The sequence below is a fragment of the Kitasatospora sp. NPDC097605 genome (genome assembly GCF_040302725.1).
GTDB lineage: Bacteria > Actinomycetota > Actinomycetes > Streptomycetales > Streptomycetaceae > Kitasatospora.
Genome location: NZ_JBEOSF010000016.1, coordinates 103,483 through 123,120 on the forward strand (window position 1 = coordinate 103,483; position 19,638 = coordinate 123,120).

General features: G+C 74.3%; 17 protein-coding genes. 14 read left to right on the forward strand and 3 right to left on the reverse strand.

Annotation, left to right across the window (positions count from 1 at the left end; genetic code table 11):
• Nucleotides 1-57 precede the first annotated feature (57 nt).
• The 8 genes from ABTX81_RS19795 to ABTX81_RS19830 all read left to right on the forward strand — a co-directional run bounded on the left by ABTX81_RS19795 (nt 58) and on the right by ABTX81_RS19830 (nt 9,531).
• Entirely contained in the window at nt 58-1,374 is a 1,317-nt protein-coding gene (locus ABTX81_RS19795) for an ABC transporter substrate-binding protein (RefSeq protein WP_350547345.1), read from the forward strand.
• Nucleotides 1,371-2,345, forward strand: a complete 975-nt coding sequence (locus ABTX81_RS19800; protein ID WP_350547348.1) for a carbohydrate ABC transporter permease — start codon at nt 1,371-1,373, stop codon at nt 2,343-2,345. The genes ABTX81_RS19795 and ABTX81_RS19800 overlap by 4 nt, the downstream gene beginning before the upstream one ends.
• A 9-nt stretch (nt 2,346-2,354) precedes the next feature.
• Nucleotides 2,355-3,194 (forward strand): carbohydrate ABC transporter permease, encoded by an 840-nt coding sequence (locus ABTX81_RS19805; protein WP_350547351.1) that lies wholly within the window; start codon nt 2,355-2,357, stop codon nt 3,192-3,194.
• Nucleotides 3,194-4,789: an amylo-alpha-1,6-glucosidase gene (locus ABTX81_RS19810; protein ID WP_350547354.1), complete on the forward strand. Its 1,596-nt coding sequence runs from the start codon at nt 3,194-3,196 to the stop codon at nt 4,787-4,789. The genes ABTX81_RS19805 and ABTX81_RS19810 overlap by 1 nt, the downstream gene beginning before the upstream one ends.
• A gap of 107 nt (nt 4,790-4,896) precedes the next feature.
• Complete coding sequence (locus ABTX81_RS19815; protein WP_350547357.1) at nt 4,897-5,664, forward strand: serine protease; 768 nt, start codon at nt 4,897-4,899, stop codon at nt 5,662-5,664.
• Between the two features lie 87 nt (nt 5,665-5,751).
• The gene (locus ABTX81_RS19820; RefSeq protein WP_350547360.1) at nt 5,752-6,753 is read left to right on the forward strand and encodes an RNA ligase family protein; all 1,002 of its coding nucleotides are present in this window, start codon (nt 5,752-5,754) and stop codon (nt 6,751-6,753) included.
• A gap of 86 nt (nt 6,754-6,839) precedes the next feature.
• Entirely contained in the window at nt 6,840-7,721 is an 882-nt protein-coding gene (locus ABTX81_RS19825) for a nitroreductase/quinone reductase family protein (protein ID WP_350547363.1), read from the forward strand.
• Between the two features lie 184 nt (nt 7,722-7,905).
• Complete coding sequence (locus ABTX81_RS19830; protein ID WP_350547366.1) at nt 7,906-9,531, forward strand: helix-turn-helix domain-containing protein; 1,626 nt, start codon at nt 7,906-7,908, stop codon at nt 9,529-9,531.
• A gap of 30 nt (nt 9,532-9,561) precedes the next feature.
• On the opposite strand, the gene ABTX81_RS19835 is transcribed toward ABTX81_RS19830, so the two are convergent.
• Nucleotides 9,562-10,773 (reverse strand): FAD-dependent monooxygenase, encoded by a 1,212-nt coding sequence (locus ABTX81_RS19835; RefSeq protein WP_350547370.1) that lies wholly within the window; start codon nt 10,771-10,773, stop codon nt 9,562-9,564.
• A gap of 104 nt (nt 10,774-10,877) precedes the next feature.
• Between ABTX81_RS19835 and ABTX81_RS19840 the strand changes: the two genes are divergently transcribed.
• From ABTX81_RS19840 to ABTX81_RS19865, 6 genes are all read left to right on the forward strand, one after another.
• A complete protein-coding gene (locus ABTX81_RS19840) occupies nt 10,878-11,438 on the forward strand; it encodes a TetR/AcrR family transcriptional regulator C-terminal domain-containing protein (RefSeq protein WP_350547543.1) in 561 nt (186 codons plus the stop codon).
• A 255-nt stretch (nt 11,439-11,693) separates the two neighbouring features.
• Entirely contained in the window at nt 11,694-12,992 is a 1,299-nt protein-coding gene (locus ABTX81_RS19845) for a type III PLP-dependent enzyme domain-containing protein (protein ID WP_350547373.1), read from the forward strand.
• A gap of 148 nt (nt 12,993-13,140) precedes the next feature.
• Complete coding sequence (locus ABTX81_RS19850; protein WP_350547376.1) at nt 13,141-13,845, forward strand: DUF998 domain-containing protein; 705 nt, start codon at nt 13,141-13,143, stop codon at nt 13,843-13,845.
• 151 nt (nt 13,846-13,996) lie between these two features.
• Entirely contained in the window at nt 13,997-14,956 is a 960-nt protein-coding gene (locus ABTX81_RS19855) for a GlxA family transcriptional regulator (RefSeq protein WP_350547379.1), read from the forward strand.
• A 188-nt stretch (nt 14,957-15,144) separates the two neighbouring features.
• On the forward strand, nt 15,145-16,143 hold the full coding sequence (gene gap / locus ABTX81_RS19860; protein ID WP_350547382.1) for a type I glyceraldehyde-3-phosphate dehydrogenase: 999 nt from the start codon (nt 15,145-15,147) through the stop codon (nt 16,141-16,143).
• 165 nt (nt 16,144-16,308) lie between these two features.
• Nucleotides 16,309-17,334: an LLM class flavin-dependent oxidoreductase gene (locus ABTX81_RS19865; protein ID WP_350547385.1), complete on the forward strand. Its 1,026-nt coding sequence runs from the start codon at nt 16,309-16,311 to the stop codon at nt 17,332-17,334.
• A 63-nt stretch (nt 17,335-17,397) separates the two neighbouring features.
• On the opposite strand, the gene ABTX81_RS19870 is transcribed toward ABTX81_RS19865, so the two are convergent.
• Nucleotides 17,398-18,786 carry an MFS transporter gene (locus ABTX81_RS19870; protein ID WP_350547388.1) on the reverse strand — a complete coding sequence of 463 codons (1,389 nt, stop codon included), beginning with the start codon at nt 18,784-18,786 and terminating at the stop codon, nt 17,398-17,400.
• Nucleotides 18,783-19,586, reverse strand: coding sequence for a glycerophosphodiester phosphodiesterase family protein (locus tag ABTX81_RS19875; protein ID WP_350547391.1), 804 nt, complete (start codon nt 19,584-19,586; stop codon nt 18,783-18,785). The genes ABTX81_RS19870 and ABTX81_RS19875 overlap by 4 nt, the downstream gene beginning before the upstream one ends.
• Nucleotides 19,587-19,638: the final 52 nt, after the last annotated feature.

The window sequence follows — 19,638 nt, forward strand, 5'->3', positions numbered from 1 at the left end:
CTCAAACCCTCACCCCCCACCCTCAACCCCCCTTCAGGAAAGCCCAGGAGGCATCCGATGTCCGCTTTCACCAGAAGGACAGCCCTGGTCGCCGCCGCGACCGCGCTGGCCGCCACCGTCACCGCGTGCAGCGGCACCAACGGCGCGGGCGGCGCCGGCGGCGACACGGCCGACGGCGGCAAGGTCACCCTGCGCTGGTCGACCTGGGGCTCGGCCGAGGACACGGCGGTCTTCAAGGCCTTCACCGACGAGTTCGCCAAGCAGCACCCGAACATCACCCTCAAGCTGGAGCAGGTCGCCTCCTACGACGACTACCAGCCCAAGCTGCTCACCCAGCTCACCTCCAAGACCGCCCCCGACGTCTTCTACGTCGGCGACGACTACATCGGCAAGATGGTCGCCGACGGCGTGCTCTCCCCGCTGGACGCCCAGCTCGCCGGGCCGGACAGCCGCAGCAAGCCCGCCGACTTCTTCGAGGGCATCTACGGCGGCGCCAAGAAGGACGGCGTCACCTACGGCGTCCCCAATGACACCAACCCCGAGGTGCTCTGGTTCGACAAGAAGGCCCTGACCGCCGCCGGCATCACCGAGGACCCGGCCGCGCTCAACGAGGCCGGCCAGTGGACCATGGCCAAGTTCCTGGAGATGAACGCCAAGCTCAAGGCCGCGGACCGGACCGGCACGATCTTCTGGAACTGGTACGGCGCCAACTACAGCGTGGTCAACGGCTTCGGCGGCAAGGTCTGGGACGGCGGGAAGTTCGTCGCCACCGGCGACCCGAAGACCCGCCAGGCGCTCAAGACCCTCGCCGACGGCTACCGGGACAAGACCTTCGCCTCCGCCGACCTGCTGCCCGAGGGCAACGGCGCGGCCACCCAGTTCGTCAAGCACAAGGCCGGCTTCTACGCCGGCGGCCGCTGGGTGATCGAGGGCATCGACAAGGGCGGCGACCGCACCGGCTACGACATCGTGCCGTTCCCCTCCGAGTCCGGGCAGCCCATCCCGGGCGCCGTGGCCGCCTCCTACCTGGCGATCAACAAGGACAGCAAGCACCAGAAGGAGGCCTTCACCTTCCTGACCGAGTTCGTCAGCAAGGAGGGCCAGCAGTTGCGGCTCAAGGGCGGCAGCGGCGTCCCGTCCGTCCGCGGCGCCGAGAGCCTGGTCACCGACGGCAACTACCCGCCGCACGCCAAGACCTTCCTGGACGTGCGCGACCGGGGCTTCGCCAACTACCCCGAGGAGGCCGCCGTCCCCGGCCTGACCAAGGCGATCAACGACCAGCTGTTGAAGATCTGGGAGGGCAAGGTCGGCTTCGACGAGGGCATGACCCAGCTGCAGACCCTGGTCGACGGCATGAAGGGCAAGCAGGGGTGAGCGCCGTCACCGAGACGGCGGCCCGGCGGCGCAAGAGCTCCGCCGCCGGGCCGGCCCCGGCCGCCCCCGCCGCGCGCGGCGGCCGCGAACCGCTCTGGCGCCGCCGCGACCGCCGCTGGGCCCTGGTCTTCCTCGCCCCCCAACTGCTCGGGCTGCTGGTCTTCCTGGTCGGCCCGCTCGGCTTCGCCGTCGTGCTCTCCTTCATGCGCTGGGACGGCCTCGGCGACGCCACCTGGGTGGGCCTGGACAACTTCCGCGCCCAGCTGACCGACCCCGAGTTCGGCCGCGCGGTGTGGAACACCCTCAAGATCGGCCTGATCACCGTGCCCGGCGGCCTGGCCCTCGCGCTGCTGATCGCGCTCGCCCTGCACGGCGTGCGCGGGCGCACCGCCTACCGCGTGGTCTACTTCCTGCCCGTGGTGACCAGTTCGGTCGCGGTGTCGGTGATCTGGCAGATGATCCTCGGCGGCGGCGCCGACGGCATCCTCAACGGCACCGTGCACGACCTCTTCGGCATCACCCTGCCCGACTGGCTGGCCGACCCGGACTGGGTGGTGCTCGCCGTCGCGGTGGTGACCGTCTGGTCCTCGCTCGGGCTCAACGTCGTGATCTTCCTGGCCGGCCTCGCCACCGTCCCCACCAACCTGCTGGAGGCCGCCCGGATCGACGGCGCCGGGCCCTGGCAGACCCTGCGCTCGGTCACCCTGCCGCTGCTGTCGCCCACCGTCTTCTTCACCGTGGTGGTGTCGGTGATCAGCTCGTTCCAGGCCTTCGACCTCGTCTATGTCCTGGTCAACCCGGACCACAACGAGGGCGCCCAGACCATCGTCTACAAGGTCTACGAGCAGGGCTTCCGGGAGTTCCACTTCGGCCTCTCCAGCGCCGCCGCGCTGCTCCTGCTGCTGCTCACCCTGGTGGTCACGGCGGTCCAGTTCCAGGCGCAGAAGCGTTTCGTCCACTACGAGTCCTGAGGCGCCGCCATGACCGTCCGCCACACCACCGCCCCCCGGCAGCTCCTCCTGCACAGCGCGCTCGTGCTCGGCGGCCTGCTGATGCTCTTCCCGTTCGTCTGGATGGTGCTGACCTCCTTCAAGGGCGTCAGCCAGATGATCAACGAGCCGCTGTCCTGGCTGCCCTCGCCCTGGCGCGCGCAGAACTACCCCGACGTGCTGCGCGAGGTGCCGATCGGGCGGGCCTACTGGAACAGCATGTACATCGCGGCGATCACCGTCGCCGCCACCCTGCTCACCGGCGCGATGGCCGCCTACGCCTTCGCCCGCATCCCGTTCCGCGGCTCCGGGCCGCTGTTCGGCCTCTTCCTGGCCACCCAGATGGTCCCGGCCCAGGTCACCATCGTGCCGCTCTACATCATGCTGGCCAAGCTCCAGCTGATCGACTCCCACCTGGCGCTGATCCTGCCCGCGATCGCCAACCCCTTCGCCGTCTTCCTGCTGCGCCAGTTCATCCGGGCCGTCCCGGTCGAACTGGAGGAGGCGGCCCGGATCGACGGCGCCGGCCGCTGGACGATCTTCTGGCGGATCGTGCTGCCCAACATCCGGCCCGGCCTGTGGACGCTCGGCATCATCGTCTTCCTGGCCAGCTGGAACAGCTACTTCTTCCCGCTGGTGTTCCTCAACACCTCGGAACTGTTCACCGTCCCGCTGCTGCTCGACTCCTTCAACTCCCAGCGCGGCGGCATCGACTACGGGCTCACCGCGGCGCTCTCCGCGATGACCGTGGTGCCGATGCTGATCGCCTTCCTGATCGGGCAGCGCAAGATCCTCAACAGCATGGCCTCCTCGGGCCTGGGAGGGCGCTGATGTCCGCCTCGTACCTCGAACTCGACCTGGTCGAGCGGCCGTTCACCGAACGCGGCGCCCGGCTGCTGGTCACCGCGGGCGCCGGCCCGGCCGACGGCCTGCGGGTCGCCCGGGCCGAGTACGAGACCCCGCTCGCCGCGACCACCGAACTCACCGGGCTGCTGCTGCACGACGCCGACGGGCGCCCGCTGCCCGTCGTCTCGGCCACCCCCGTCGAGGTCGCCTTCGCCGGCGGGGCGTCGCTGCTGTTCGCCGATCCGGCCACCCTGGTGCTCGCCGGGCACGGCGCGCGGGCCTCCTGGCGGCTGCCGGACGGCACCGGGCGCACCCTCGCGGTGGACGGCTGCCACGTCCTGGTGGGTCCGCCGGGGGAGTGGTCCGCCCCCGCCGTGCGCGCCGCGTCCGAGGCCCGCTGGGCCGACTGGTTCGCCCGGATGCCGGCCGTCCGCCCCGACCTCGCCGAGCGCGCCCGGACGGCCTGGTGGACCCTGGCCGTCAACCTGCTGCCGATCGCCGGCCGCGAGGGCCTGGTCCCGTCCAAGTTCGGCTACATCGGCGTCTGGAACTGGGACGCCCTCTTCCACGCCGTCGCGCTGCGCCACGGCGATCCGGCGCTCGCCCGCGACCAGATCCTGCTCTTCCTGGACCACCAGCTGCCCGACGGCCGGCTCCCCGACGTGGTGCACGAGCACGGCGTCCTGGCCGACACCACCGACCTGCCGCGCGCCGATCACGCCCGCCTCGCCCAGCACGTCGGCAGCGCCAACGGCGCGCGCCCCGAACGCGCGCCGGTCCCGGTCACCAAACCGCCCCTCGCCGCCTGGGCCGTCTGGAAGGTCCACGAGACCGATCCGGACGTCCCCTTCCTGGCCGCCGCCTACCCCCGGCTGGTGCGCGCCCACGAGTGGTGGTTCGCCGCCTCCGACCCGGACGGCGACGGCCTGCCCGAGTACCTGCACCCCTACTCCTCCGGCCTCGACGACAGCCCGGTCTGGGACTACGGACCGCGCGCGGAGCCGCCCGACCTCAACTCCTACCTGGTCCTGGAGGCCGACCGGCTGGCCGACATCGCGGCCGCCCTCGGCCGCCCCGCCGAGGCCGACCGCTGGCGCGAACGCGCCGCCGCGCACGCCCGGTTGCTGGTCGCCCGGCGCTGGGACGGCACCCGCTTCACCACCCTGGCGGCCGGCGCGCCGGTGCCGGTGCGCACCGCGCTCGACCTGATGCCGCTGTTCACCGGCCGGCTGCCCGCCGGGATCGCCGCCACCCTGGAGCGGACCCTGCGCTCACCCGCCTACTGGGGCGAGCGGCCGGTACCGACGGTGGCCTTCGACGACCCCGCCTTCGACCCGGAGGCGATGTGGCGCGGGCCGGTCTGGCTGAACGTCAACTACCTGCTCGCCGAGGGCCTGGAGCGTTCCGGTTTCCCGGAGACCGCCGCCGAGCTGCGCGAACGGACCCTCGCCATGGTCCGGGACGCGGGCGGCCTCTACGAGTACTGGAACCCGCTGACCGGTGCCCGCGCGGCCCGTGCGACCTCCGGCTTCGGCTGGTCGGCGGCGCTCTTCCTGGACCTCGCCAGGGCAGTCCGATAGTCCGACTGTTTCGTTCGGCCCTAGTGATCCGATGGTCCGTCACTACTCTTTCCCCACGAACGGAGGCCCACCACGGCCGGGATCCCGGCAGGGACGGAGTACCGCGCATGCGAACGCCGCTCAGGAACACCCTCGTCCTCCTCGTGACCACCCTGCTCGCCGCCGCGGCGGCCCTGACCGCCGCGGCCCCGGCGAACGCGGTCGTCGGGGGCGCGGCGGTGACCGAGGGCCAGGCCCCCTACCTGGTCTCGCTGGCCCGCGGCTCGCACTTCTGCGGCGGCGCCGTCCTCGACCCCACCACCGTCGTCACCGCCGCCCACTGCGTCGCGGGCGTGAGACCCGCTGCCCTCACCGTGCGCGCGGGCAGCCTTCAGCACGCCTCCGGCGGGGTCCTGGCCAAGGCCGCGGCCATCGTCCTGCATCCCTCCTACGACCCGACGACGGTCGACTACGACCTCGCCCTGGTCCGCCTCGCCACCCCGCTCCCGGGCGGCGGCATCGCCGCGGTGCCGCTCGCCGCCCGGGGCGCCGACCCGTCCGCCGGCGGCGCCCGGGTCTCCGGCTGGGGCGCGACCGTCCAGGACGGTCCGCTGTCCTCCGCCGCGCGCATCGTCTCCGTCCCCCTGATCGCCCGCGCCGAGTGCCGCGCCGAGTACGGGTCCGCCACCATCACCGACCGGATGCTCTGCGCCGGGGAGGGCGCCGGGGGCAAGGACGCCTGCCAGGGCGACAGCGGCGGCCCGCTCGTCCTCGACGGCGTGCTGGTCGGCGTCGTCTCCTGGGGCCTGGGCTGCGGCCGGCCCGGCTACGCCGGCGTGTACACCGGGATCGGCGCGCTGCGCTCCTGGATCGACGCCCGGCGCGCGGCCGCCTGACCTTCCGCCCGACCCTCCTGCCGGCCTTCCTCCGGTGCGTCCGAATCCCGTTGCGCGGGCGGCGGCGGGCCGGTGATGATCCGTGGCATGAGTGCCGACCCTGCCCTGCACCCCTACCCCAAGATCCCGGCGCGCGGCGGCGTCGCGGCCTCCGGCGCCCGCGCCTGGGTCGCGGTGGAGAAGGTGCACGGAGCGCACTTCGCCGTCGTCTGCGACCGGGCCGGTGTGCGGCCCGCGAAGCGGCGCGAACTGCTCGGGGACGACACGCTGGACGACTTCTTCGGCGTCAGCCGGATCTGGCCGGCGCTCGCCGTGGCGGCGGCCCGCTTCGCCGCGGCGGTGCGGGCGTCCTCGGACCCGGCGGCGGTGGTGACCGTCTACGGCGAACTCGCCGGCGGCGGCTACCCGCACCCCGAGGTGCCCGCCGCCGACGGGGTCCAGCCGGTGCAGACCGGCGTCTGGTACGCCCCGGGCCTGCACTGGCTGCCCTTCGACGCCACCGTCGAGACCGCCGCCAGGCGGGTCTGGCTGGCCGACCGCGCCCTGCGGGAGGCCGCCTCCGCCGCCGGACTGGTCTGCGCGCCCGTGCTCGGCCACGGCGCGCTGACCGCGCTCCAGGAGCTGCCCGCCGCCTGCCCCACCCGCGTCCCGGCCCTGCTCGGCCTGCCCGCCCTCCCCGGCAACCTCGCCGAGGGCTACGTCCTCAAGCCGGCCGGCCCCTGGCCGCCCGAGGCCGGGCCGCGACCGCTGCTCAAGGTCAAGCAGCCGGCCTTCGCCGAGGACGGGCGTTACGACGGCGCCCGCCCCTACCTGCCGCCGCCGGACGGCGCCGCCGGCGTCCCCGGCTGGCTCCTGGTGCAGGCCACCGCCCTGCTCACCCCCACCCGCGCGGCGGCCGCCGTCAGCAAACTCGGCCCCCGCACCCCGCCCGCCGTCGTCGCCGACGAGATCGCCCAGGACATCACCGCCGAACTCGCCGAGGCCCTCGGCGGCCTCCCGCCCGCCACCCGCCACGTCCTCCACCACGCCCTCACCCCGGCCGCCCGCGCCCTGGCCGCCTTCGACGCCGCCGACCGTCGCACCCGCTGAACCCTTGCGGCCGGGGGGAGTTGACGGGTGCGGGCGGCCCCCGTTAGTTTGCCTTTGCTTTCAAAGCAAACGAGGGGAGTGCCGGCATGGGCTGGAACGAACGGGTCATCAAGGAGTTCCGGGAGAACAACGGCCGGGTGGGCGGAGCGTTCGAGGGCGTGCCGCTGGTGCTCCTCACCACCGCCGGCCACCGCACGGGCAAACCGCACACCACCCCGGTGGTCCAGCTGCGCGACGGCGGCCGCCACCTGGTCTTCGCCTCCAACGGCGGCGGCCCGGAGCACCCCGACTGGTACCACAACCTGCTCGCCTCGCCGCAGGTCACCATGGAGATCGGCACCGACGAGGGGCACGTCAAGCCCTTCGCCACCCGCGCGGTCGTCCTGGCGGGCGAGGAGCGCGACCGGCTGTACGAGCGGCAGTGCGACATCAACCCGGCCTTCCGCGAGTACCGGGAGAAGACCACCCGGGTCATCCCGGTGGTCGCCCTGCACCCGCTGGACCTCTCCGCCGACAGCGAGCGCAACCGGATGATCGGCCGGCAGCTGATCGTCCACCACAACGAACTGCGCGCCGAACTCGCCGAGGTCCGCGCCGCCGTCCAGGCCGCCCTGACCGGCGGGAGCGCCACCCGCCCGACCGCCGACCTCTCCCGCCAACTGCACCGCCGCTGCCTCACGTTCTGCTACGGCCTGCAACTGCACCACACCCGCGAGGACGGCTCCTTCACCGCCTTCGAGCAGCACTTCCCGCACCTGCGGCCGGCCATCACCCGCCTCCGCGAGGAACACCGGACGGTCGAACACGCCCTCGCCCGCCTGGAGCGGCTCCTGGACGCCGCCCTCGCCGCCGAGACCGACGACCTCCCCGCACTCACGGCCGAACTCGACCGGGTGATCGACGGCCTGGAGGACCACTTCACCTACGAGGAGCACCACCTCCTCCCCGCCCTGGACCCCCGCCCGTAGCCGGTGGGACCCGCCCCCTGACCCGGCCCGACGCACCGGAACCGCCCCACCGCCACCACCACACCACCGCCGCTGCTGCCGGGGGGCCGCGCCGGGGGCGGTTCGTCCTGCCGCCTGGCCGGGCGTGGCGGGTCGGAGTCGGGGGCATACTGGGCGCGCCGGGCGAGGGGAGGGATGGCGGGTGGTGGAGCGGACGTTGCGGGGGGTGGTGGCGCTCGCGGAGGCGGTGGTCGAGGTGGGTGTGGCCCCGATGGGGCTGGACGTGCCGGTGGCGGGGCTGGATGTGTTCGACCGGGCGGAGCCCGGGGCCGATCCGGGGGCGCTGGTGGTGGCCGTCGGGGTCGATCCGCGCTCGGAGCGGGCCGTGGCGCTGGTCCGGGCGGCGGGGCGCGACCGGGCGGCGGCGGTGGTGTTCCGCGAGGAGGGCGCCGGCCCGCCGAACAGCGCGCTGCGCGCCGCCGCCGACGAGGCCGGCACGGCGGTGCTGTTCCGCCGGACCTGGGCGGACTGGGCGCAGCTGATCGGCACCCTGCGGGCCGGGCTGGCGGTGGCCGAGGAGGCCGAGGTGGCCAATGTGCCGCTCGGTGACCTGGACGCGCTGGCCGAGGCGCTGGCCGCGCTGGTGGGCGGCGCGGTGACGATCGAGAGCCCGGACTCCCGGGTGCTCGCCTACTCCTCCAACAACCGGGACGTCGACGACATCCGCCGCTCCACCATCCTGGCCCGCCGGGTGCCGGCCGAGCGCCGGGCGGCGATGCGCGAGGACGGCTTCTTCGCGCTGCTGCGCCGCACCCCGGGCGCGCTGCACCGCCGGGCCGACGGCACCGCCCCCGAGCGCGCGGCCGTCGCGGTGCGGGCCGGTGAGGAGGTGCTGGGCTCGCTGTGGGTCGCGCCGACGGGGTGCCCGCTGCCGCCGACCGTCGCCGAGGCGCTGCGGGCGGCGGCCCGGATCGCGGCGCCGCACCTGCTGCACGACCAGGCCCGCCGCGCCGGGCAGCGCGAACTGGTGCTGGAGGCGGCCCGCGCCCTGCTGGCGGGGCGCGGCTCGGCGGACGTGCTCGCCGCCCGCACCGGACTGCCCCCGGGGGAACCGTGCGCCGTACTGGCGATCGCGCCCGCCCCCGTCGCCGCCCCCGCCGGAGCGGCCGCCCCGGTCACCGGCGGACGGCTGGCCCGCTCCGCGCGCGCCGTCTGCGCCCGGCGCGGCCACCCCGCCGTGGCGGTGGCCGCCGACGGCGCCGCCCGGGTGCTGCTCGGCGGCCTGGAGCACGATCCCCGGCAGGCCGCCGCCCGGCTCGCCCGGCTCGCCGACGCGCTCGCCCGCGAGCTGTCCGAGGAGTTCGGCCGCCCGGTGCGGATCGGCGTCGGCGAGGTCAGGGCGGCCCTCGACCGGGCGGCGGAGTCCGCCCGCACGGCGGACCAGGCACTGCGCGCCCTGCGCCTCGGCCGCTCCCCGCACCCGCGCGCCGCCGCCACAGCCGGCGAACTGGCGGACACCGTCGCCCTGTTGAGCATCCTGGACGCCCTCCGGAAGCAGCCGCCGGCTCCGGCCACCTCCGTGGCACGGCTGGCCGCACCCGCCGCCGGAGCGGGGGAGGAGGTGCTGCTCGGCACCCTGCGCGCCTACCTGGAGCACGCCGGCGACAGTGCCCGGGCCGCCGCCGCCCTCGGCGTGCCCGCCAGCACCTTCCGCTACCGCAAGCAGAAGGCCGAGAAGCTCAGCGGCCTCGACCTGGACGACCCGGACGCCCGCCTCCTCGCCCACCTGCAGCTGCGCCTGCTCGCCCTGGACGCCGCGGAGCGCGAATGACCCCGCGGGCGGGGACGGTTCGGGCGGCGCTCAGCCGTGCGGTGCCCGAGGGAGCCGCCAGTCGCCGCCGCGGTCCTCCTTCGACCAGCGTGCGACGAGGCCGGGGATGCGCAGGAGGCAGGCCAGGGCGGTGACCGCCTGGAAGGCGTCGACGGCGCGCCGGGTCATCGGCAGGCCCAGGCGCAGCAGCCGCGGATCGACCTCGGCCTGGATGCGGTCGACGAAGGGCCGCAGCACGGTGTCGTAGGTCGCCAGCGCGGTCGGCAGATCGTCCGGCCGCCGATTGATCTCGCCGGCCAGGACGTAGGCGCCGACCAGGCCGCCGGAGACCCCCATGCCGCTGTAGGGGGACGCGCAGTGCGCGGCGTCCCCGGCCAGCACGACGCGGCCCTTGGACCAGGTGTCGGTGCGCACCTGGGCGATCTCCTGGGAGTGGAAGAAGGGGCTGGTCCGCATGCCCTCGATGAAGCGCTCGGTCTGCCATCCGGCGTCGCGGAACCTGCTCGCCCAGAACTCCTGCCGGCGCTCGACGGGCTCCCGGTGGATCGCCGAGGCTTCCTCGGACTCCTCGCGCAGCACGAAGTGGACCTGGGTCTCGGTCGGGTTGTGGCTGCGGCGCATGATCTGACGGCCGCCCGGGACCATGTAGGTGCTCCGGATGTCGCTGTCGGAGTCGATGCGCGGGACGAACCAGTACGCCAGGTGGATGCCGACCCGCCAGTACGGGTCGAAGCCCTCCGGGAGGATCGCCCGGCGGATGCGTGATCCCTGTCCGTCCGCGCCGACCAGGAGGTCGAACTCGCCGGACGACCCGTCGGAGAAGCGCGCGACGACCCCGTGCGCGTCCTGCTCGAAGCCGTCCACGCTCGTGCCGAAGACGTACTCGGTGTCCTGCCTGGTCGCCTCGTTGAGGATGCGTATCAGGTCGCCGCGCATGATCTCGTACTCGGACGTCAGGGTCTGGCGGCCCTTCCCCGAGGCGTTGGCCATGATCGTCGCTCTGGTCCTGCCCCGGGCGTCGACGAAGGCGACACCCTTCTCGTCCACGAGCCTGCCCCGGACGTCGTCGAGCAGTCCCATGCGGCGCACGGCCTCGATGCCCTGGCCCCGGAGGTCGACCTGGGCGCCGGTGGCCCGCAGCGCGGGGAAGCGTTCGACGACGGTCACCCGGTGGCCGCCCCGGGTCAGCCAGAAGGCCAGCGCCTGTCCCGCGACTCCGCCGCCGGCGATGAGGACGCGCAAGGATCGCGTTCCCGAGCCCTGTGTCATGTCCACCACCCAAAATCTATCGGTGAATGATTTCTTCCAGAGTTCTCTATCGGCGATAGATTGTCAACGTGACGAAGATGAACCGTGAGACCGTGGTCGCCGAGGCGCTCGACCTGCTCGACGAGGTCGGCCTGGACGCCGTCAGCACCCGGCAGCTGGCCAGGCGGCTGGGCGTCGAGCAGCCGTCGCTGTACTGGCACTTCCGCACCAAGAAGGACCTCCTGGCCGCCATGGCGCAGGCCGCGATGGCGCCCCATGCGAACGCACCGCTGCCGACGCCCGGGGACGACTGGCGCGCATGGTTCCTGGAGAACACCCGCAGCTTCAGGCGCACCCTGCTGATGCGCCGCGACGGCGCACGGCTCCACGCCGGCTCTACGCCCACCGCGGACCTCGACCGGATCCGCCGCAAGATGTCCTTCCTGGTCGACTCCGGCGTGCCCGAGCACGACGCACGGATGGCGATGCTGGCGGCCGGCCGCTTCGCGGTCGGCAGCGTCCTGGAGGAACAGGCGGACTCCGGCCCCGGCGACGGCCCGGACCTGCCGGCCGGCCTGCCGCCGATCGATCCCGAATCGGCGTTCGAGGCGGGTCTCTCCCTCATCGTGGACGGCTTGACCCCGCGCGTCACGGCGTAGGGCGCGCTCGATCTCCCCGGGCACGACCGGTTCGCCGCCCGCGACGGCGATCCGGCCCCGCCTTCGCCGCCGGGCGCCAACCCGCCCGCCCCGGTGGCGCCGTCCGGTCGGGTGACGCGGGGCCGCCCCCGGAAATCCGCGCCGTGGGACGAAGACGCGGACGCCGACCGCCCGGCAGCCTGGTGCCACGCCCGGGGCGACCCCGTCCCCCGCCCCGGGCGTCCGACCACCGACGAGCCCGTGGAGCGCGACACCATGACTTCCCTTCAGCCCGCCGCCCGCCGCGAACTCGTCCTGCGCGAGGCCGTCCGCGGCCGGTTGCTCGACCCGGAGGACGCGCTGCTCGCCGCCTTCGTCGACCTCGACGGCGTGGCCGCGAGCGTCGCCGAACTGCACCGCGCCTTCCCGGCCGACGTCGAGGTCCTGCACACCTTCGCGGCGAAGGCGAACTGCCTGGTCCCGCTGCTGGCCCGGCTGCGCGAGCTGGGCATGGGCTGCGAGGTGGCCAGCCCCGGCGAGTTCGCCCAGGCCCTCGCGGCCGGCTTCGACCCCGCGCGGATCGTCTTCGACTCGCCCGCCAAGACCCGCCGGGAGCTGGTCGGGGCGCTGGAACTCGGCGCCGCCGTCAACATCGACAACTGGCAGGAGCTGGAACGGGTCGACGACCTGCTGCGGGCCGGCGCCTCCGCCTCCCGGATCGGGGTGCGTGTCAACCCGCAGGTCGGCGCCGGGACGATCGGGGCGATGAGCACCGCCACCGCGACCTCCAAGTTCGGCATCGCCCTGGCGGACGAGGGCACCGCGGAGCGGCTGGTGGAGGCGTTCCGCGCGCGCCCCTGGCTCACCTGGGTCCATGTGCACGTCGGCTCGCAGGGCTGCCCGCTGGACCTCATGGCCGAGGGCGTCGCCCAGGCCGTCGCCTTCGCCGAGCGGGTCAACGCCGAACTGGGCCGCCGCCAGGTGGCGGGCATCGACCTCGGCGGCGGACTGCCCGTCAACTTCGCCGACGACACCGCCGCCCCCGCCTTCGCCGACTACGTGGGACGGCTGCGGGCGCTGGCCCCGGAGCTGTTCGACGGCCGGTACCGGCTGGCCACCGAGTTCGGCCGCTCGCTGCTCGCCAAGAACGGCTTCACCGCCGCGTACGTCGAGTACACCAAGGACTCCGGGGGCCGCCGGATCGCCGTCACCCACGCCGGCGCCCAGGTCGCCACCCGCACGGTGTTCATGCCGGACGCCTGGCCGCTGCGGATCAGCGCGCACCACCCCTCGGGGGCCGCCAAGGACGGCGCGCCGCTGCCGCAGGACGTCGCCGGGCCCTGCTGCTTCGCCGGTGACCTGCTCGCCAAGGGGCGTCCGCTGCCGCCGCTGGAGCCGGGCGACCTGGTCGCGCTGCTCGACACCGGCGCGTACTACGCGACGACCCACTTCCAGTACAACAGCCTGCCCGAGCCGGCCGTGCACGGGTTCACGGTGGACGCCGGGGGCGCGGTGCGCTTCGTGCCGCTGCGCCGGGCCCAGCGCGTCGAGGAGCTGCTCCGGCCGGTCGGCTGACCCGGCAGCGGGTCACGATTCGGTGACGGACAGTCAGAACAGCAGACCGGAGGGGGTTCCCGGGCGGTGCGGCCGGGGTATCACCCTGCCGCGACCGCCGCTCCCGGCCGCGGTGCGACAGCCTCAGCTCGTCGAAGGAGGCCTCGTCATGTCCCGAACCCCCGCCGATGTCCGTCCCCCCGTCGACCCCCGGGCCCAGGACGTGCGCACGGTGCGCCGTCTGCGCCTCGGCATCGGTCTGCTCGGCTTCCTGCTGCCGATCGTGCTGCCCGTCGGCAACAGCCTCACCTCCGCCCGGATCGCCCTGCTCGACTCGATGAGCGCGTCCTACTACACCCACATGCGCAATGTCTTCGTCGGCGGCCTGTGCGCCATCGGCGTCTTCCTGATCTGCTACCGCCACGACCGCCGGGAGGACCGGCTGAGCTCGGTGGCCGGGGTGCTGGCGATCGGGGTGGCGCTCTTCCCGACCGAGCCGCCGGACTCCGTCACCGCGCACCCCAGCGGCGTCCAGACGGCCGTCGGCACGGTCCATCTCGCCTGCGCCGCGGGGCTGTTCGCCGTGCTGGCGTACTTCTGCCTGCGGCTGTTCGCGGACTCCCCGGCCGGGGGCGGGCGGCGCCCCGCGCGCGACTGGGTCTACCTGGTCTGCGGCTGGGTGATCGTCGCGGGCATCGGGGCGGTCGCCGTGGCCGGGGTGCTCCACCTGGCCCGGGACTGGCCGCTGACCGTGCCCTACCTGGGCGAGGCGGTCGCCGTGCTCGCCTTCGGCGTGGCCTGGCTGGTGAAGAGCGAGGCCCTCACCGGTCTCGCCCCGCGCCCGGCCCCGGCCACCGCGCCCGCCGGCCCCTGAGCGCCGCGGGCCGCCCGTCCCGGCCCTCCGCCCCGGCCGCCCGACCGGGCCGCAGGCCTCCGCCGATGGCAGGATGCTTGCGGCCGGTGTCGGACCGGCCGGGGCGTACCGCGGCCCCCGTCAGGCACCGCGGGGGAGCGAGGGAGGTCCGATGGGCCGCAGCAAGCACCATGTGGCCGTCCTGGTCCTGGAGGGGGCGAAGCCGCTGGACGTGGGCATCCCCGCCCAGGTGTTCTCCAGCCGGCCGAGCATGCCCTACACGGTGCGGGTCTGCGGTCCGGCGCCCGGGCTGGTGACCGGCGGCGACGGCCTCTCCTACCACGTGGCCGAGGGCCTGGAGGCGGTCGAGCACGCCGACACCGTCTTCGTGCCCGGCTACCGCGACCCGGCGACCACCGAGCCCCCGGCGGCCGTCGTCGAGGCGCTGGTGGCCGCGCACCGCAGGGGCGCCCGGCTGGCCGCCATCTCCACCGGCGCGTTCGCGCTGGCGGCCACCGGGCTGCTCGACGGCAAGCGGGCGACCACCCACTGGCACTACGCCAAGGCGCTGGCCGAGCGCCATCCGCGGATCCGGGTCGACGAGAACGTGCTGTTCGTCGACGAGGGCGCCGTGCTCACCTCGGCCGGCGCGGCCTCCGGCATCGACCTCTGCCTGCACCTGGTGCGGCGCGACCACGGGGTGGGCCTGTCCAACCACGTGGCGCGCCGGCTGGTGGCGGCGCCCTACCGCAGCGGCGGCCAGGCCCAGTACGTGCCGCGCAGCGTGCCCGAGCCGCTCGGCGACCTGTTCGCCGACACCCGGGAGTGGGCGCTGGCGCACCTCGCCGAGCCGCTGACGCTGGAGGGGCTGGCCCGGCACGCCCGGGTCTCCGCGCGCACCTTCTCCCGGCGGTTCGTGGAGGACACCGGCTACACGCCGATGCAGTGGGTGCTGCGGGCCCGGGTGGATCTGGCGCGCGAACTGCTGGAGCGCACCGACCTGGGGGTGGAGCAGATCGCCGACCGGGTCGGGCTCGGCACCGGCGCGAACCTGCGGCTGCACTTCCACCGCGTCCTCGGCACCTCGCCGACCGAGTACCGCCACACCTTCGCGGCTCGCGCCGAGGAGTGACGGCGGCCCCGTGGCGGGGTTGGCGGGGGGTGGCGAGATCCTTGCGGTCGCTGGCGAGGATGCTGGCGGGATCCTTGCGCACCATGTCGATCCGGCCCCTGTCCGGCCCGTTCGGATTCTCCGATGATTGAACAGTCATCAAACGAACGGACCACCCGGACCGCCCGGCCCGACCCCAGGGAGCCCTCATGACCCGCATCGCCATCAACGGCTTCGGCCGCATCGGCCGCAACAGCCTGCGCGCCCTGGTGGAGCGCGGCAGCGAGCTGGAGGTGGTCGCCGTCAACGACCTCAGCTCCGTCGACTCGCTCGCCCACCTGCTCCGCTTCGACAGCTCGCTCGGCCGCTTCCGCCACCCGGTGCGGGTCGAGGGGGACGTCCTGGTCGTCGACGGCCGCCGGATCAAGGTGCTCGCCGAGCGCGACCCCGCCAACCTGCCCTGGGCCGAGCTCGGCGTGGACATCGTGCTGGAGGCCACCGGCCGCTTCACCTCCGCCGAGGCCGCCCGCGCCCACCTCACGGCCGGCGCCAGGAAGGTCCTGGTGAGCGCCCCCTCCGACGGCGCGGACGTCACCCTGGCCTACGGCGTGAACACCGACGCCTACGACCCGGCCGAGCACGTGATCGTCTCCAACGCCTCCTGCACCACCAACGCGCTGGCCCCGCTCGCCTCCGTGCTGGACGCACTGGCCGGCATCGAGCACGGCTTCATGACCACCGTGCACGCCTACACCCAGGAGCAGAACCTCCAGGACGGCCCGCACCGCGACCTGCGCCGCGCCCGCGCCGCCGGCGTCAACATCGTGCCGACCACCACCGGCGCGGCCAAGGCCATCGGCCTGGTCCTGCCGAACCTGGACGGCAAGCTCTCCGGCGACTCCATCCGGGTGCCGGTCCCTGTCGGCTCGATCGTCGAGCTGAACACCACGGTCTCCCGCGAGGTCACCCGCGAGGAGGTGCTCGCCGCCTACCGCGACGCCGCCGACGGCCCGCTGAAGGGCATCCTCGACTACGCCGACGAGCCGCTGGTCTCCGGCGACATCACCGGCGAGCCCGCCTCGTCGATCTTCGACGCGGCCCTCACCCGGGTCGACGGCAAGCACGTCAAGGTGGTCGCCTGGTACGACAACGAGTGGGGCTTCTCCAACCGGGTCATCGACACCCTGGAGCTGCTCTCCCAGGGCTGACGGCCCCCCCGGGCCGCCGGAACACTGCGCTGACGTGACACGGATGTTGCGCCCCATGGCGATCCTCCGGCGGCCCTTGAGCGGCCCCGCCCGCTGTGTGACGGTGGACGGCACCCCCCGCCGGTCACCCGCCCGGGCGGGGCGAGCCGAGGAAAGAGGACACCGGTGCCGTCGCACGCGCAGCCCCTGCGGAAGCTGGGATTCCTGACCATCGGGCTGTTCGACCCGGCCGACCCCGCCCGGGGCCACGAGTCGACACTGCGACTGGTCGAACTCGGCGAGCGGCTGGGCTTCGACAGTGCCTGGGTGCGCCACCGCCACCTGCAGTACGGCATCTCCTCCCCGATCGCCGTACTGGCGGCGGCCACCCAGCGCACCAGCCGGATCCAGCTCGGTACCGCGGTCATCCCGGTCGGCTGGGAGAACCCGCTGCGCCTCGCCGAGGACCTCGCCACCACCGACCTGCTCTCCGGCGGCCGGCTCAACCCGGGCGTGAGCGTCGGGCGCCCCGGCCACTGGGAGCAGGTCTCCGGCGCGCTCTACCCGGACACCGCCGAGGCCGAGGACTTCGGCTACCGGCGGGTGAGCCGGCTGCTGGGCTTCCTGCGCGGGGAGCCGGCCACCGACTTCAGCGGGGCCGAGGGCATCGAGGTGTACTCGGACAAGGTCCAGCCGGTCTCGCCCGGCCTGGCGGACCGCCTCTGGTACGGCGGCGGGAGCCTGCGCTCCGCCCGCTGGGCCGGTGAGCAGGGGCTCGGCCTGCTCACCAGCAACGTGGTGCGGGCGGAGGAGTCGCAGGACTTCGCCGAGATCCAGCGCTCGCAGATCGCCGCCTTCCGCGCGCACCACCCGCTGGGCGCGCGGGCCCGGGTCTCGCAGGGGCTGGTGGTGATCCCGACCGACAGCGCCACCGCGGACCAGCGGGCGCGCTACCGGGAGTACGTCCGCGGCCGCACGCCCCGCACCGCCGCCCCGCAGGGCCCGGCGCGGGTGATGTTCGCCCGCGACCTCGTCGGCAGCTCCGCCGGGATCGCCGAACAGCTCTACGCCCACGCCGGGTTCCGCGAGGTGGACGAGGTGGTGTTCGCGCTGCCGTTCACCTTCGGCCACGAGGACTACGCCCAGATCCTCACCGACATCGCCACCGTGCTCGCCCCGCTGCTCGGCTGGAAGCCGGCCACCGGGGCCTGAGCCGTCGGAGCCCGAGCCGTCAGAGCCTGAGCCGTCAGAGCCTGAGCCGTCGGCGGCGGGCCGTCAGAGGCGCTCGGGCACCGGGTTGCCGACGGCCTCGATCGCCCGCCGCACCGGGACCTTCAGCAGCACGGCGAAGCCGATGACGAAGAACACCAGCAGCGAGATGATCGCCGAGCGGTAGCTGCCGGTGACCTGGTAGGCGAGGCCGAAGACCAGCGGCCCCATCCAGCTGGTGCCGCGGTCGCTGACCTTGTACACGCTGAAGTACTCGGCCTCCTTGCCGGCCGGGATCAGGTGCGAGAACAGCGAGCGCGACAGCGCCTGGCTGCCGCCGAGCACCAGGCCGATCATGCAGGCCAGGGCGTAGAACCAGGCCGGCTGGTGGGCCGGCATGAAGTACCCGAGCGCGAGGGTGACCACCCAGCCGGCCAGGGAGCCCAGGATGGTCCGCTTGGCGCCGTACCGGTGGGCGATCCGGCCGAGCAGCAGCGCGCCGGCGATCGCCACCACCTGGACCAGCAGCACGGCGGTGACCAGCGAGGTCTGGTCCATGCCCAGCTCCTCGCTGCCGTAGAGCGAGGCCTGCGAGACGACGGTCTGGATGCCGTCGTTGTAGCAGAGGAAGGCGGCCAGGTAGAGCAGGGTGAGCGGGTGGCGCCGCATGCCGCGCAGGGTGCGGCCGAGTTCCCGCAGGCTGCCGGCGGCGGGCTCGTCCCTGACCGCCGCGGGGGTGGTGCCGGGGAGCACCCCGGCGCGGGACGGCAGCCGGAGCATCGGCACGATGGTGAACAGCGCCCACCACAGCCCCGCCGAGGCCAGGCAGATCCGCACGGCGGTGCCCGAGGAGAGCCCGAACGTCTCGTGGCCCTGGAACAGCACCAGGTTGGCGATCAGCAGCAGCCCGCCGCCCGCGTACCCGTACGCCCAGCCCTTGGAGGACACCGCGTCGCGCTCGTCGGGCGACGCCAGGCCGGGCAGGTAGGCGTAGGAGAGCGCGACCGACACCGCGTACGCGAGGTTGGCGACGACCAGCAGCGCGCCGCCGAGCAGATAGCGGTCGCCGCCGAGGAAGAACATGCCCATGGTGGCGGTCGCGCCGAGGTACGCGAAGCCGCACATCAGCTCCTTGTGCCGCCCGGTGCGGTCGGCGACCGTGCCGGCCAGCAGCATCGCGCCGACCGAGAGCAGCACCGAGAAGGAGACCGTGTAGGGGAAGTACGAGCCCGCCCGGATCGACAGGCCGAAGGGGTGCACATCGCCGTCGGCGTCGGCGGCCTCCTTGGCGACCGAGGTCAGGTACGGCCCGAGGAACACCGTCAGGACGGTGGCGGAGAAGGCCGCGTTGGCCCAGTCGTTGATGTACCAGCCGACCTGTATCCGGCGCAGCGCGCGGCCGTCGTCGTCGGTGGCGGTCGCCGGATGCCCCGGCTGTTGGGTCGTGGTGCTCATGCTGTTCCCATCCCCGTGCTGGAGCCGTCGCCGCCGGGGTGCCAGCGGCCGCGCTCGCGGAGGACGTCGCGCAGGACGTCGATGCGATCGGCCATGATGCCATCCACCCCCAGGTCGAGCAGAGAGCGGATGCGTGTGGCGTCGTCCACGGTCCAGACGTGAACCTGCAGGCCGAGGCGGTGCGCGGCGCGCACGAAGGCCCGGTCGACCACCCGCACGCCCCGGTGCCGCTCGGGCACCTGGGCACAGAGGCCGGCCCACGGGGCCCCGCCGCCGCGCAGCAGCGGCCCGGCCAGTGAGCGCAGCCGCAGCCGGGCGACCTCGCGCGGGCCGAGCGAGGTGGCCAGCCGGGGCCCGGCGGCGGCGCGGACGGCGGCGATCCGGCTGTCGGAGAACCCGCCGACGCAGACCCGGTCCCAGGCGCCGGTGCGGCGGATCGCCTCGACCAGCGGTCCGACGGCCGGCGCCGCCTTGACGTCGATGTTGAACCGGGCGTCGGGGAAGGCGCCGAGCAGGTCCTCCAGCAGCGGGACCGGCTCGGTGCCGCCGATCCGGGCCTGCCGGACGGTGTGCCAGGGCAGTTCGGCGACCGCCCCGGTGCGGTCGGTGACCCGGTCGAGCCGGTGGTCGTGGAAGGCCACCAGCGCGCCGTCGGCGGTGGCGTGCACATCGGTCTCCAGGTAGCGGTACCCGAGGGCGACGGCGGCCTCGAAGGCGGCGAGCGAGTTCTCCGGGCGGCCGAGGTCGCCGCCCCGGTGCGCGAAGGCGAGCGGCCCCGCGTGGTCGAGGAAGGGGTGCATGTGGTGCTCCGTGCTCTCTGCGCTGCGCTCCGCGTCTCCGCGCGCTGCTCCC

Excerpts from the sequence above, each read along its gene's own strand:
- gap (WP_350547382.1), top strand. The coding sequence starts at position 15,145 with ATGACCCGCATCGCCATCAACGGCTTCGGCCGCATCGGCCGCAACAGC.
- ABTX81_RS19795 (WP_350547345.1), top strand. The coding sequence starts at position 58 with ATGTCCGCTTTCACCAGAAGGACAGCCCTGGTCGCCGCCGCGACCGCG.
- ABTX81_RS19840 (WP_350547543.1), top strand. The coding sequence starts at position 10,878 with ATGAACCGTGAGACCGTGGTCGCCGAGGCGCTCGACCTGCTCGACGAG.
- ABTX81_RS19870 (WP_350547388.1), bottom strand. The coding sequence starts at position 18,786 with ATGAGCACCACGACCCAACAGCCGGGGCATCCGGCGACCGCCACCGAC.
- ABTX81_RS19815 (WP_350547357.1), top strand. The coding sequence starts at position 4,897 with ATGCGAACGCCGCTCAGGAACACCCTCGTCCTCCTCGTGACCACCCTG.
- ABTX81_RS19875 (WP_350547391.1), bottom strand. The coding sequence starts at position 19,586 with ATGCACCCCTTCCTCGACCACGCGGGGCCGCTCGCCTTCGCGCACCGG.
- ABTX81_RS19820 (WP_350547360.1), top strand. The coding sequence starts at position 5,752 with ATGAGTGCCGACCCTGCCCTGCACCCCTACCCCAAGATCCCGGCGCGC.
- ABTX81_RS19825 (WP_350547363.1), top strand. The coding sequence starts at position 6,840 with ATGGGCTGGAACGAACGGGTCATCAAGGAGTTCCGGGAGAACAACGGC.
- ABTX81_RS19805 (WP_350547351.1), top strand. The coding sequence starts at position 2,355 with ATGACCGTCCGCCACACCACCGCCCCCCGGCAGCTCCTCCTGCACAGC.
- ABTX81_RS19845 (WP_350547373.1), top strand. The coding sequence starts at position 11,694 with ATGACTTCCCTTCAGCCCGCCGCCCGCCGCGAACTCGTCCTGCGCGAG.
- ABTX81_RS19850 (WP_350547376.1), top strand. The coding sequence starts at position 13,141 with ATGTCCCGAACCCCCGCCGATGTCCGTCCCCCCGTCGACCCCCGGGCC.
- ABTX81_RS19810 (WP_350547354.1), top strand. The coding sequence starts at position 3,194 with ATGTCCGCCTCGTACCTCGAACTCGACCTGGTCGAGCGGCCGTTCACC.
- ABTX81_RS19855 (WP_350547379.1), top strand. The coding sequence starts at position 13,997 with ATGGGCCGCAGCAAGCACCATGTGGCCGTCCTGGTCCTGGAGGGGGCG.